Here is a 12657-nt window from a genome sequence, read left to right as displayed (position 1 = left end):
CGAGCACGCGATGGTCCGTCGCCATTTCGAACCCGACATCCTGTTCGAACTCGACGCGATGCATCTGTCGATGGAACTCGCTCGACGGGGAATCGCGGACACCGTGACGCCCTGTTGCGCGGTCGCCGGCAACGCGTTGTGGAAAGATTCGATTTCGTGGAGCCCGATCCGGGGCGCCTATGTCACATGGGCGCTCTGTGAAAATACGGCGCGCTCGCATTCGCAAGCGGTGCTCGAAGGGAAGCGGACGGTGCTCGAGATGGTCGATGAAATCATCGACAGCCGGATCTGGCGCGGTGCAGAGCGGCTGACGTTCATCATCTGAGTGGGTCTGAGCCAGCGATGCCCATCGAGCATCGCCATTTCCCTGCACGTTCACCTTGAAGGGTTCATATGGAATACATCATCCGCCAGGAAATACCGTCCGTATCCACCTATATCGAGATTCGCGTTGCTGCGGGGTTGAGCCGAAAATCCGAGCAGGCCGCAACGATCGGATTGAAGAATGGCCTTTTCAGCGTAGTGGCGTACTGGGGCAGCGTTCCGATCGGAATCGGCAGGGTAATCGGCGACGGCGGTTGTTTCTTCGAGGTCGTGGATATTGCCGTATTGCCGCCCCATCAGAAGAAGGGCGTGGGCGATCTGATCATGCGCGCGCTCATGGGATACATTCACGAGAATGCGCCGCCAACCGCGTATGTCAGTCTGATGGCGGATCACGGGACGCCGAAGTTCTATGAGCGCTATGGCTTCCAGCCGTCGGTGCTTCCGGAGAAAGCGGGAATGTTTCTTCGCATTCAATGACGCATGACGCTCGTAGCAATGCAATGCCCATGGATACGTGCTGCGCTTCTGCTGTCGCACTCAAGTCGTTACAAAGACGGACAGGATAGTGAAGGCCGCGTGAGATCAAACGTCGGCCTCCGCCTGGCACCGGATGACATCCAGCGTCACGCGCCAGTAGAGCACCAGATGCTTGCGGATGACCAGCGTCGGAAAGCCGTGCATCGTGAACGAGAGCATCGTTCCGCCGCGAGTGGGCTCCAGCGCGAAATCCAGCGTCGTGTAGCTGGCTGGCTCGTCCGGCAGGTTCGACAGTGTGCTCAGGTGCGTCCAGCTGAAGCGCCGCGGCGGATCCCAGCGCAAAATGCGTCCACGGTTCTCGAACGGTACGTGCTGTCGCCCGCGTACAACGATCGAGCCGCCGGCGCGCCCCTCATGCTCGACAGAGACGGGCATGGCTTCGTCGCCCATCCACTGGGCCATCCGCGCGGGATCGGCAAGGCTGGCCGCCAGGATCTCGATGGGCGCGGCGACGAAGATCGCACGTTCAACGGGCTCATGACACGGATGATCGGATGTCGCGCTCATAATGCATCGGAAACGCTTCGTATTCGACAGGTCCATGGCCATCGACAGCGCTCAGGAACGGTCACCTGCTCCTGCCCGCAAGCGCAAGCCGCATGAAATGTTACCTACGCGAGGGCGATGTACTTGCTCATCGGTACGCACGCCAATTCCAATCCACGTGAAGTCCGATAGGCCGAAATCGAATCGCCCGTCCAACCGCACCTACGATAGAACGGCGCGGCGTTGAGCGTGGCATCGAGGCGCATTTCGACCAGGCCATGTTCGGCGGCCAACGCTTCGAGAAAGCACAGCACCTTGCGGCCAATGCCACGTCCCATGTGCGATGGACGGACGAAGATTGCGTCGACCTGCCCGCTCTCGACTGTCAGCATGCCGGTGCCAACAATCCGTCCTGCATCGATGGCAACGTAGAAGTCACGTTCGACGACGCTCGCCCATTTATTGGTGGGCATCCCATCGACCCACCCCGAAAGGGCGGCCTCCGAATAATAACCGGCGCATGCAGCATGCACTGAGGCTTTGCGTATATCCCATGCGTCGACGGCGTCATCGCGCCCCGCCTTTCGTATCGTCAGCATGTCACGCTCCCCGGTTCGAGCGATCGCGTCGATACGCCGGCAAAGGCTCGCGGGACGGAAACACTTACTCTGTCATGCATGCAATCACTCCTGTTTTAGCCAATGCAATCCGGAGCGCCTGAAAAGACACGGCCCCGTCATGATGGCGGGGCCGTAGCGGACATGTGTGTGCGATGGATGAACGTCACGTCTCCCACGACTCGCCATAGGCGGTCATGGTGCACATCATGGATTTGAGCGCGTTGAAGTTCATGCGAACCATATTGCCGTGCCACGAAGTGGCCGTCAATGGCCGTCCGGAGATCGAGCGATTCAAGTCGTCCAGGCGAGTGCCTCGAACCCCGAATGCGCCAGACCGGGTGGTGTTCTTTTCGAGTCACGATCCCGAATTCACGGAAGGCTGCCGTGCGAGAACAATCAGTTTTGCCGATCTTGGTGCGATTGGATAGCACGCGAGTTCAGCTATCCAGTCAGTCATCCCGATACCTGAGAATCTCGATGCGGCTATTGTCCGTCTCCGACGGACGACCGGACAACGAGAAGCAGTCGACCGGGGGCGCATTCCGGCCGATTGCCGACAACCAAGGGGCGGCAGTAGCCGCCCCTTCGCCCATCGATCAACCACCCACACCCCGATTCGCCTCGATCACCGTCAGCGCGGCCATATTCACGATCCGCCGCACGGTCGCGCTCGAAGTCAGGATGTTCACCGGAGCGTTGACGCCCAACAAGAACGGCCCCACCGCCACATTGCTCCCGGCTTCAGTCTTGAGCAGGTTGTACGCAATATTCCCCGCATCCACATTCGGACAAACCAGCAAATTCGCGGCCCCCTTCAACGGTGACATCGGCAGCAGCTTCGCGCGCAGCCCTTCATCCAGCGCACAGTCGCCATGCATCTCGCCATCGGCCTCGATATCCGGCGCCCGCTCGCGCATGATTTCCAGCGCCCGGCGCATCTTCACACCCGAAGCCGCACTCCCCGACCCGAAATTCGACCGCGACAGCAACGCCACCTTCGGCGTGAGGTTCAGCCATTCCATCTGCCGCGCCGCCGCGATCGTAAATTCCGCGATCTGCTCCGCGTCGGGGTTGTCGTTCACGTGCGTATCGACCAGCGCCACCGTCCGCTGATCGAGCAGCAGGATGTTCATCGCCGCGTAGGTCGACGCGCCCGGCTTCTTGCCGATCACTTCGTCCACGAACCGCAGGTGATTGTGATACTCGCCCACCGTCCCGCAGATCATCCCGTCCGCATCGCCGAGCTGCACCATCATCGCGCCGATCAGCGTCAGGCGGCGGCGCATTTCCACACGCGCCATTTCCTTCGAAATGCCGTCGCGGCAGCGCATTTCCCAATACTTCGTCCAGTACTGCGGGAAGCGTTCGTCGTATTCCGGATTGGTCACTTCGACGTCCTGACCAAGCCGCAGGCGCAGGCCGAACCGCTCGATGCGCGCCAGCAACACCTCCGGGCGCCCGACCAGAATCGGCCGCGCGAGCTTCTCGTCGACGATCACCTGCACCGCACGCAGCACGCGCTCGTCCTCGCCCTCGGTGAACACGATTCGCGCCTTGCCGCCGTCGCGCACGAGCTGACGCGCAGTCGCGAACAGCGGCTTCATGAACGCACCCGAGTGGTAGACGAACTGCTGCAACTGCTCGACGTACGCATCGAGATTCGCGAGCGGACGCGTCGCCACGCCGCCTTCCATCGCCGCCTTCGCCACCGCCGGCGCGATCCGCACAATCAGGCGCGGGTCGAACGGCTTCGGGATCAGGTATTGCGCGCCGAACGACACGTCGTATGCACCGTAGGCCGCCGCGACGACTTCGTTCTGTTCTTCCTCGGCCAGCCCCGCGATCGCATGCACCGCGGCGATTTCCATCTCGCGCGTGATCGTCGTCGCGCCCACGTCCAGCGCGCCGCGGAAAATGTACGGGAAGCACAGCACGTTGTTGACCTGGTTCGGGTAGTCCGAGCGGCCCGTCGCGATGACGACGTCGTCGCGCGTCTCATGCGCCAGTTCCGGGAAAATCTCCGGCGTCGGGTTGGCCAGCGCGAGAATCAGCGGGCGCGCCGCCATCTGCTTGAGCATCTCCGCGGTGAGAATGCCGCCCACCGACAGCCCCAGGAACACGTCCGCGCCGCCGATCACGTCGGCGAGCTTGCGCGCGTCGGTTTCCTGCGCGAAGCGCGACTTGGCCGGGTCCATCAGCACGGTACGGCCGCGATAGACGACGCCCTCGATGTCGGTCACCCAGATGTTTTCGACCGGCAGCCCGAGGTCGACCAGCAGGTCCAGGCACGCGAGCGCGGCCGCCCCGGCGCCCGACGTCACGACCTTCACCTCCTTGATGGACTTCCCGACCACCTTCAGCCCGTTGATGAACGCGGCGGAAACGGTAATGGCCGTGCCGTGCTGATCGTCGTGGAAGACGGGAATCTTCATGCGCTCGCGCAGCTTCTGCTCGACCGTGAAGCATTCCGGCGCCTTGATGTCCTCGAGGTTGATGCCGCCGAACGTGGGTTCGAGGCCCGCGATGATGTCGACCAGCTTGTCCGGGTCGGTCTCGTTGATCTCGATGTCGAACACGTCGATCCCGGCGAACTTCTTGAACAGGACGGCCTTGCCTTCCATCACCGGCTTCGACGCGAGCGGGCCGATGTTGCCCAGGCCGAGCACGGCGGTGCCGTTCGTGATCACGCCGACCAGGTTGCCGCGGCTCGTGAAGCGGTGCGCCTGCAGCGGATCGGCGGCGATCGACTCGCACACGCTCGCCACACCGGGCGTATAAGCCAGCGCCAGATCGCGCTGGGTCACCAGCGGCTTGCTCGCGACGACCGAGATTTTCCCCGGGGTCGGAAACTCGTGATAGTCGAACGCGGCCTGCTGCTGTGTCTCTGTCTGTTTCATGTTTTGGGTCTCGGCGTGGGCGCCGGGCCAGTCCCGGCGCGATCCATGAAGGGGATTCTAGGGATCCGCCATAACGTGATGATTCTGTTTTAATATCGGCCCATCACTTTTTTCTGATGTATACATGACCAGTCAATGAATTTTGACGCGAACGACGTGGTCAGGCGGCTCGGCGCGCGTCTGAAGATTCGGCATCTGGTGCTGTTGCTGCAGATCCAGCAGCACGGCTCGCTGACGCGCGTCGCCGAGCACATGGCCAGCAGCCAGCCGGCCGTGACGAACGCGCTGTCCGAACTGGAGAGCATGTTCGGCACGCCGCTGTTCGAGCGCTCGTCGCGCGGCATGCGGCCCACGGCGCTCGGCGCGGTGGTGCTCGAGCGGGCGAAGGCGATGATCCAGGATCTCGACCACCTCGCCCGGGAGATGGAGGCCGTCGCCGCCGGTCATGCGGCCCATCTGCACATCGGCGTGATTCCGTTCATCTCCGGCCACATGCTGTCGGCCGCGCTGAAGCGGCTGCAAGCGAGCATGGAGCGGCGCCTGACCGTGACGATTCACGAAGGCACCAGCGATCAGTTGCTGCTGCAACTCCGGGATCACAGCGTCGACATCGTGATCGGGCGTGCGTCGTCGGCGATCGATCTCGGGCAGGTCTCGTTCGAAGTGCTGTACCAGCAGCAGCCGCGCATGATCGCGAGCCGGCGTCTGGCGGCCAAGCTCGCGCGCACGCCGCTCGACTGGCACAAGCTGCACGCGCTCGACTGGATTCTCGGCGCGCCGCATACGCCGATGCGCGAGCAGGTGACCGACCTGTTCCTGTCGGCCGGCATCGCGCCGCCCGTGCCGATCGTCGAAAGCTATTCGTCGAAGCTGATCGGCGAAATGATCGCGTCGAGCGACGAAGCCGTGTCGATCGTGCCGGCCGATATCGCGGAGGAGCTGGTGCGGATCGCCGGCGTGGCGATCGTGCCGTATTCGCTGGTGTGGACGCTGCCGCCCATCGCGCTGTTCACGCGCGCCGCCGATTCGCGCTCGCCCGCACGCGATCGGCTCGTCGACGCGCTACGCGCGGTGTGCAAGGAGACTTACGGGGACGCGCAGCGATAGCGCGTTACTTGGTGGCGGCGAGGCGACGCAGGATTTCCGCACGTTCGGCGCTCAGCACGTGGTCCCCGCCCTCGCCTCTGTCGTAGCGTTTGCTCGTACGGTAGGAAAAGCGCTTCGCGTATTGATTGGCGGCGGGATCGAATGCCCATGCATCGACATCGAAGAAGTGCTGGCCGAAATGATCCTCGCCGTTGCCCCACGCATAGTCGGCCCGGACAAACAGCGGATACGGCGACACTTGCGGCACGTTCCACATCGCACGATCGGCCATCTCCGTTTCGGTGACTGTCGGCATCAGGTTCTCGATCTTGCCGTTCGCACCGACACGCAGCACGGCCACGCGCTCCAGCATTCCGCTGCCGCCGCCTGAGAACATTCCCGAGAAGAACACCCACGAGCCACCCGATGCGATCGGCAGCCGCTCGGACCGCGGATTCAGGCCGAACTGGTACAGCGCCTTCGAAGAATGAGGAAGCGGCGCCGGCGGCATCTCGAAGCACGGCGCACGGTCGGGCAGCACGCAGAGCTTCACGCCGGACAGCGGAAGCCCGTCGCTGTCGAGCTTGCCTTCCGTCTGTGTGAAGCGCGGGAATGCCGTTTCGCTGGGCGCTGCTTGAACGTGAGCGATGCCGACGATCGCCATGCTCGAGATCACCGCGAGCGCTTTACCGATCCAGCGCATCACCCCTCCGCCCGATGACACACCACCTCGATATTGTGTCCATCCGGCCCGATGACGAACGCCGCGTAGTAGTTCGCGTGATAATGCGGCCGCAGCCCGGGCGGGCCATTGTCTTTCGCGCCCGCCTCCAGCGCCGCGCGATGGAACGCATCGACTTGCTGCCGCGTGTCGGCCACGAATGCGATGTGAAGATGCGCCGGCTTCTCGTCGGTCGGAAACAGACACAGCGAAGACTTGCTGGGCAGTCCGATCTCGATCCCGCGCGACGGCTCGCGTTCCCCGACAATTTCGGCCCCCAGCGGTTCGAGTGCCTTCAGGAAAAATGCCTTGCTGACGGCGTAGTCGCTGACGCCGAATTTGACGTGGTCGAACATGAGTTCTCCTCGATGGATGGGTCAGTCAGCATGCTGATGTGATGTAGCGGTGACCGCAATGTTGCCACATGCGGTGGGGGTTTGTTACCGGCTCGGAACGATCCGTTGCTGACTCTTGATCTTCCCGAAAGCGGTCGCTTTGCCACTGAGCGCTAGTGAACAATCATCTCGCCGCTCGCATAGTCGAACTGATAAATGGTTCGATTGAAATCTACCGCTTCGATATAGTCAGGCAGCAAGCGAAAGCCTTCTGAAAATATGTCGGCACCGGAAGCTTGCCAGATCAGTTCGCCATGTGGCGACAGACGCGCAATCTCCAACTCTCCGTGAGAAATAAGCGCGGCCCGATGCTTGTCCCAGTAGATACCAAAACACGTCGCGGCATCGACGCGCGTTGACCAGATTAGACGAAAAGGCGATTCCAACGACAGGCACGCTATGCTGTTACCGACAGCCAAGTAAAGCCTGTCGTCAAGTGCCACCGCCGAATGGCCATGCACCGCAGAGCATCCTCCAGCGGCGCCAACCACAAGAATGCCGCGGCCATTTAGCTCAACACCATGAATAGACGTCAGTGATTCGTTCGAAAGACGCAGTTCAAGCGAATAAGAATGCACATTGTCGTGCGGCTTGAACGCGTATGTCGGCTCATCCACAATTGCGATTGACCCATATTGCGTGTCTAATTTCATCCGCATTTTTGCTTCTTGTTCCTTGCCCAGGTGGTGGCCGATTCAGGGCAATTGTCAGCGATCTACGGCTTCTCGTCCAATATGTCAAATTGGTGCCGAATTCGCCGGCCGCCGCCCTGCAACGCGCAACCGACGCAGGTCGTCCCGAAGAGGACGGTCGTGCTTTACCGAATCGAACACTTGGAAGCGCGTTTAAGGTCCGCGCTGCTCCCATGTCACAATGGCGACATCTGATGCCACCCGCGACGACATATGACTCTCACTCAACCAGCCACGAACACTGCCCTATTCAGTTCGTTCATAGCGGCTTTTCCGAAGGCGCTGTGCTCCGATGTGAGTGTCGTCGCAGATCTGATCGGAGGTGGCAACGCAACCGATTATAAATTGCAGGTCGTTGTTCGAGGTGAATCGGTCAATATTCCATATCGGATTTACGACACTCCCGATGAAACCCTGTTCACATGCCTGAATGAAACTCAGGCCATCATATATGCGTGCTTGTTAACAAGGCACCATGATGGGCATGTGCGCCAGCGTCAGATTGAACGGATAGCAGCGTCTTCTGAACCTTGGGTTGCACCGTTCGTTATGCAACTCTGCGGCGAATATGTCATTGAGATTCTCGATGCCGTCGAAGCACACTTGTCTTCCATGGATCAACTTACCTACGGAGTGTTCTTCCGAGAAAATTCGCTATTTTTCCGAAGAACGTTCGATCGAATGATTAGCTACTGGGATTGCTACTACCGTTGGCTATACAAGCGAGAAGACGACTATGTTGGGTTCCGATTGTTCAATCGATTCCGCGAATGGAGTGCTGCAGAGTAAGCCGATCCCTCCCTCGCGATCGTCAATGATTCTCGCTACGGGGACGAATGTCTCTTCCTGGCGGCGGATTCAACCGGTCGATGCAATACACTAGACACTGCGCCAATTGCCCGTGCTGAAAACTCGATGTATCGCGCGGACTTGCCGGTTTCAGCCCCCCTCCCTTCAGCAGCATTCCGCGCGACCTTGGAAGTTCGATGCCATGCTGCTATCGTCGAGTATTCCTTGACGACTTCGGAGTGGCCGACAAATGCCGCTGATCTTGCGTCACGCGACGATGGCCGATGCCGCGGCGGTGGCCGGCGTCTATCTTCGGTCGCGCGACACGCTGGCATCCTATGCGCCGCTCGCGCACGCGGAAGCGGCCGTCCGCGATTGGGTTGCCAACATGCTTGTTCCGTCGGGCAACGTTACCGTTGCCGTGCACGATGGCGACATCGTCGGCATGGCCGCGCACGCTGTCGCCGACGGCGTGACATGGCTCGAGCAACTGTACGTGCACCCCGAATTCAAACGGCGAGGGATCGGCACTGCCCTGCTGGAATCAGTGAAGTCGCAAACGGACGGCACGCTCCAGCTCCATACGTTTCAGATGAACCGCGATGCTGCTGCGTTTTACGAGCAGCACGGGTTCGTTGCCATTGCGTACAGCGACGGTAGCAGAAACGAAGAGGGTTGCCCCGATGTTCTGTACCGCTTGACACGATAGCGCAGCCACCCGTTTCGCTCGCGTCATCCGCCCGTTATCGACCGACGCAGGGGCCCGCTCAGCCCAGCATCCCAAACACCGGCTGGTTCCTGACGCTCTCACGCTCGAGCATTCTCGCGTACCAGGCACGAAGCGCTTCGCATTCCTCAGGCACCGGCAGCTTCACGAGCGCCGCAAAGATCAGACCGCCGATGACGGTGATGTCGGCCATCGAGAACGTCTCGCCCGCGACGTACGGTTGTCGTTGCAGAACGGCATCGAAGTAGCGCATGCCCCTCAGCGCCTTGTCGCGTTGACGGAACCCCCACTCCGGGTTTTGATACGTCTCCACGTCGGGCCCCAAGCCCGGCGTGCCGTGATGGAAATAAACGCTGATCGCGTCGAGCAGCTCCAGCTCGGCGCGCTTGCTCATCATGTGGATGATGCCCTTTTCGCGCGGCGTGCTGCCGGTGAGCGTGGGTACGCCATCGAGCGCGTCGAGGTACTCGGTAATGGCCGTGCACTCGGCGAGACAGGTGCCATCATCGAGCTCCAGCACCGGCAACGTACCCGAATAATTCTTGCCGGCGATGAACGCGGGCTTTTTATGCTCGCCCTTGTAAAGATCGACCATCACGAACTGGACGCGCGATTGCAGCTCCTTTTCGGCCAGCGCGATGCGCACGCGTGTCGGATAGGGCCCTGTCGGAAAGTCGTAGACCTTCATCAGGGGCAGTCGGGCTACGTCGAAACTGGCGGTACGGGAAGTCATTGCAGGCGCGCTCCATGGTCGTTTGCACCGGATCGGACGACACGAACACATGTCGCCCATGAATCTACCTAACGTTTGTTAGGTTAACCATATAAGGTATAATCCGGGGTGTCAACACCATTTCCTGTGCGCGGAGACTGACGCAGTGACGAACGACGCGAGCTCGAACTCGAGAGAAAGAATTCTGGCAGCCGCCACGAGGCTCGCGCAGACGCACGGTTACGGCGGCTTGAACTATCGGGATCTCGCCAACGAGGTGGGAATCAAGGCCGCGAGCATTTACCACCATTTTGAAAGCAAGGCCGATCTCGGCGCGGCGGTAGCGAGGCGTTATTGGGAAGATTCAGCGGCGGCGCTGGACGACATGCTGGCCCGATCGCGCGATCCGCTGGAATGCCTGCGTCGCTATCCGGATACCTTCCGCAAGGCGCTCGAGACCGGCAACCGTCTGTGCCTGTGCAGCTTCATGGCCGCCGAAACCGACGATCTGCCGGACGTCGTGATGAAGGAAGTGCTGGCCTTCGCCGACGTGAACGTGGCGTGGTTGAGCAAGGTGCTGGCCGCGGCGGCAGTGGTCGGCGCTCGGGAGAGCAAGCCTCGGGCGCGCGCCATCTTCGCCGCCATCGCCGGCGCTCAGCTCGTCGCGCGCAGCCGTGCCGATCTCTCGCTCTACGACGCGCTGATCGACAATTATCGTAAGGCAGGCCTTTTGCCGGCGTAGCCCCGCAGCGGCGACGCGGCTTCAGGCGACGTCGAACGTTCGCGAACGGGCGACGATCAATCGTGCGCCCCATGCCGTCGGAAGCCCGCTCTCTACGGATGGAACGTCTCGCCCCGCTTGAGCATGTCGATGAATTCCGCGATTTTGCGCGCCCGTGTTTCCGGCTTCTTGGCGTTCTGTATCCGGAACAGGATCGCATAGCGATTACGGCTGTTCAGCGTTGCAAAAAACTTCGCGGCTTTCGGATTGGCGTCCAGCGCTGCCTGCAAGTCGTCCGGCACGATCGAGTTGCTGGCCGACGTATAGGCAGCCTCCCAGCGGCCATCCTTCTTGGCCTTCTCGATTTCTCGCATACCGGCCGGGCACATTCTGCCGGCGGCGATCAGTGCTTCTGCCCTGTCCTTGTTGAGTTTGGACCAGATGCTTTTCGCGGTGCGCGGGGTGAAGCGTTGTAACCAGTATTGCTCGCTCTCGGCCTTCTTTTTACCATCGATCCAGCCATGGCAAAGGGCACTTTCCAACGCCTGCTCGTAGGTGACCGTTTGCTGCCCGGTACCTTTTTTGGCGAGCCGCAGCCATACTCCGGTCGACGTGCTGCCGTGTTGCCCCAACCAGTTTTCCCATTCGAGCTGACTGTTGAAGCTTAGAGCGCATTCGGCCATGTCACGACCCTGAATGGTTGAGTTTTCAACGACTCAAAGCCGCCGCTCAACGAACGGCGACCACCGGCGCAACCCATTCCGCACAAACGCGTCAAACAATCCGGTTCAACGCATCGGCAAACCGCTTCACCGCGCCATCGATATCGTGCAGCTTGTCGAGACCGAACAACCCGAGCCGGAAAGTCTTGAAATCCGCTGGCTCGTCGCATTGCAACGGCACGCCCGCCGCGATCTGCAAACCGACATCGGCAAATTTCTTCCCGGTGCGAATATCGTCATCGTCCGTGTAACTCACCACGACACCCGGCGCCTCGAACCCTTTCGCGGCCACGCTCCTGAACCCCTTCTCCGTCAGCAGCGCACGAATGCGCTCGCCGAGTTCGAGCTGTTCCGCCTTCACCTTGTCGAAGCCATATGCCTCGGTTTCCTTCATCACGTCGCGCAGCGTCGTGAGGCTATCGGTAGGCATCGTCGCGTGATACGCGAACCCGCCGCCCTCGTACGCTTCCATGATCTGCAGCCACTTGCGCAGATCGCACGCGAAGCTGGTGCTCGTCGTCGAATCGATGCGTTCGCGCGCCAGCGGGCTCAACATGACCATCGCGCAACACGGCGACGCGCTCCAGCCCTTTTGCGGCGCGCTGATCAGGATATCGACGCCGCTCGCCTGCATGTCGACCCACACGGTGCCCGACGCGATGCAATCCAGCACGAACATGCCGCCGACCGCATGCACGGCATCGGCCACCGCGCGCAGGTACGCATCGGGCAGCATCATCCCGGACGCGGTTTCGACGTGCGGCGCAAATACGAGATCGGGTTTGTTTTCCCGGATCGCGGCAACCACTTCGTCGATCGGCGCCGGCGCATACGCGGCTTGCCTGCCCGCTTCGACCGGGCGCGCCTTCAGCACGGTCGTTTCGGACGGAATGCCGCCCATGTCGAAAATCTGCGACCAGCGGAAGCTGAACCAGCCATTGCGGATCACGAGGCAGTTCTTGTTCGTCGCGAACTGTCGCGCCACGGCTTCCATGCCGAACGTCCCGCTGCCCGGCACGATCGCGACCGACTTCGCGTTGTAGACTTTTTTCAGCGTGGCGGAAATGTCGCGCATGACGCCCTGGAAGCGCTGCGACATATGGTTGACCGAGCGATCGGTGTACACCACCGAATATTCGAGGAGCCCCTCGCGGTCAACATCGGGAAGTAAACCTGGCATGCTCGCCTCCGGTGAAAGATGAACGATGGAATCGGGACAAGCAAT

The 12657-nt window shown here is 61.2% G+C and carries 15 protein-coding genes; 6 read left to right on the top strand and 9 right to left on the bottom strand.

Going from position 1 to position 12657, the window contains the following annotated elements; translation table 11 throughout:
* Positions 1 to 70 precede the first annotated feature (70 nt).
* On the top strand, positions 71 to 325 hold the full coding sequence (locus tag HWX62_RS05690; protein ID WP_208458645.1) for a hypothetical protein: 255 nt from the start codon (positions 71 to 73) through the stop codon (positions 323 to 325).
* A gap of 68 nt (positions 326 to 393) precedes the next feature.
* Positions 394 to 804, top strand: coding sequence for a GNAT family N-acetyltransferase (locus tag HWX62_RS05685; RefSeq protein WP_175932898.1), 411 nt, complete (start codon positions 394 to 396; stop codon positions 802 to 804).
* A gap of 105 nt (positions 805 to 909) precedes the next feature.
* On the opposite strand, the gene HWX62_RS05680 is transcribed toward HWX62_RS05685, so the two are convergent.
* The 3 genes from HWX62_RS05680 to HWX62_RS05670 all read right to left on the bottom strand — a co-directional run bounded on the left by HWX62_RS05680 (position 910) and on the right by HWX62_RS05670 (position 4867).
* Positions 910 to 1413, bottom strand: a complete 504-nt coding sequence (locus tag HWX62_RS05680) for an SRPBCC domain-containing protein (RefSeq protein WP_175932899.1) — start codon at positions 1411 to 1413, stop codon at positions 910 to 912.
* A gap of 62 nt (positions 1414 to 1475) precedes the next feature.
* A complete protein-coding gene (locus tag HWX62_RS05675; RefSeq protein WP_175932900.1) occupies positions 1476 to 1949 on the bottom strand; it encodes a GNAT family N-acetyltransferase in 474 nt (157 codons plus the stop codon).
* 617 nt (positions 1950 to 2566) lie between these two features.
* Entirely contained in the window at positions 2567 to 4867 is a 2301-nt protein-coding gene (locus HWX62_RS05670) for an NADP-dependent malic enzyme (protein WP_175932901.1), read from the bottom strand.
* A gap of 135 nt (positions 4868 to 5002) precedes the next feature.
* Between HWX62_RS05670 and HWX62_RS05665 the strand changes: the two genes are divergently transcribed.
* Positions 5003 to 5974, top strand: a complete 972-nt coding sequence (locus HWX62_RS05665; protein ID WP_175932902.1) for a LysR substrate-binding domain-containing protein — start codon at positions 5003 to 5005, stop codon at positions 5972 to 5974.
* Between the two features lie 4 nt (positions 5975 to 5978).
* Here HWX62_RS05665 and HWX62_RS05660 read toward each other — a convergent pair whose 3' ends face one another.
* From HWX62_RS05660 to HWX62_RS05650, 3 genes are all read right to left on the bottom strand, one after another.
* The gene (locus HWX62_RS05660) at positions 5979 to 6656 is read right to left on the bottom strand and encodes a hypothetical protein (RefSeq protein ID WP_175932903.1); all 678 of its coding nucleotides are present in this window, start codon (positions 6654 to 6656) and stop codon (positions 5979 to 5981) included.
* Positions 6656 to 7030, bottom strand: a complete 375-nt coding sequence (locus HWX62_RS05655; protein ID WP_175932904.1) for a VOC family protein — start codon at positions 7028 to 7030, stop codon at positions 6656 to 6658. Before HWX62_RS05655 ends, HWX62_RS05660 begins: the two co-directional genes overlap by 1 nt.
* A 152-nt stretch (positions 7031 to 7182) precedes the next feature.
* Positions 7183 to 7722: a hypothetical protein gene (locus HWX62_RS05650; protein WP_244135977.1), complete on the bottom strand. Its 540-nt coding sequence runs from the start codon at positions 7720 to 7722 to the stop codon at positions 7183 to 7185.
* A 252-nt stretch (positions 7723 to 7974) separates the two neighbouring features.
* On the opposite strand from HWX62_RS05650, the gene HWX62_RS05645 reads away from it, so the two are divergent.
* Together HWX62_RS05645 and HWX62_RS05640 are read left to right on the top strand one after the other, a co-directional pair.
* On the top strand, positions 7975 to 8550 hold the full coding sequence (locus HWX62_RS05645; protein WP_244135976.1) for a hypothetical protein: 576 nt from the start codon (positions 7975 to 7977) through the stop codon (positions 8548 to 8550).
* Between the two features lie 250 nt (positions 8551 to 8800).
* Complete coding sequence (locus HWX62_RS05640; RefSeq protein WP_175932906.1) at positions 8801 to 9259, top strand: GNAT family N-acetyltransferase; 459 nt, start codon at positions 8801 to 8803, stop codon at positions 9257 to 9259.
* 58 nt (positions 9260 to 9317) lie between these two features.
* Here HWX62_RS05640 and HWX62_RS05635 read toward each other — a convergent pair whose 3' ends face one another.
* Entirely contained in the window at positions 9318 to 10010 is a 693-nt protein-coding gene (locus HWX62_RS05635) for a glutathione S-transferase (protein WP_175932907.1), read from the bottom strand.
* Positions 10011 to 10155: 145 nt separating this feature from the next.
* On the opposite strand from HWX62_RS05635, the gene HWX62_RS05630 reads away from it, so the two are divergent.
* On the top strand, positions 10156 to 10731 hold the full coding sequence (locus HWX62_RS05630; protein WP_175932908.1) for a TetR/AcrR family transcriptional regulator: 576 nt from the start codon (positions 10156 to 10158) through the stop codon (positions 10729 to 10731).
* Between the two features lie 92 nt (positions 10732 to 10823).
* Here the strand turns inward: HWX62_RS05630 and HWX62_RS05625 are convergent, their stop codons facing one another.
* Both HWX62_RS05625 and HWX62_RS05620 read right to left on the bottom strand, forming a co-directional pair.
* Positions 10824 to 11393, bottom strand: a complete 570-nt coding sequence (locus HWX62_RS05625) for a YdeI/OmpD-associated family protein (protein WP_175932909.1) — start codon at positions 11391 to 11393, stop codon at positions 10824 to 10826.
* A gap of 91 nt (positions 11394 to 11484) precedes the next feature.
* Entirely contained in the window at positions 11485 to 12612 is a 1128-nt protein-coding gene (locus tag HWX62_RS05620; RefSeq protein WP_175932910.1) for an aminotransferase class V-fold PLP-dependent enzyme, read from the bottom strand.
* Positions 12613 to 12657 lie beyond the last annotated feature (45 nt).

The organism is Burkholderia sp. BCC0506, from assembly GCF_902833145.1.
Lineage (GTDB): Bacteria > Pseudomonadota > Gammaproteobacteria > Burkholderiales > Burkholderiaceae > Burkholderia.
Note: the sequence above shows the minus strand (reverse complement) of the source record. Positions and strands in the feature narration are given on the sequence as shown.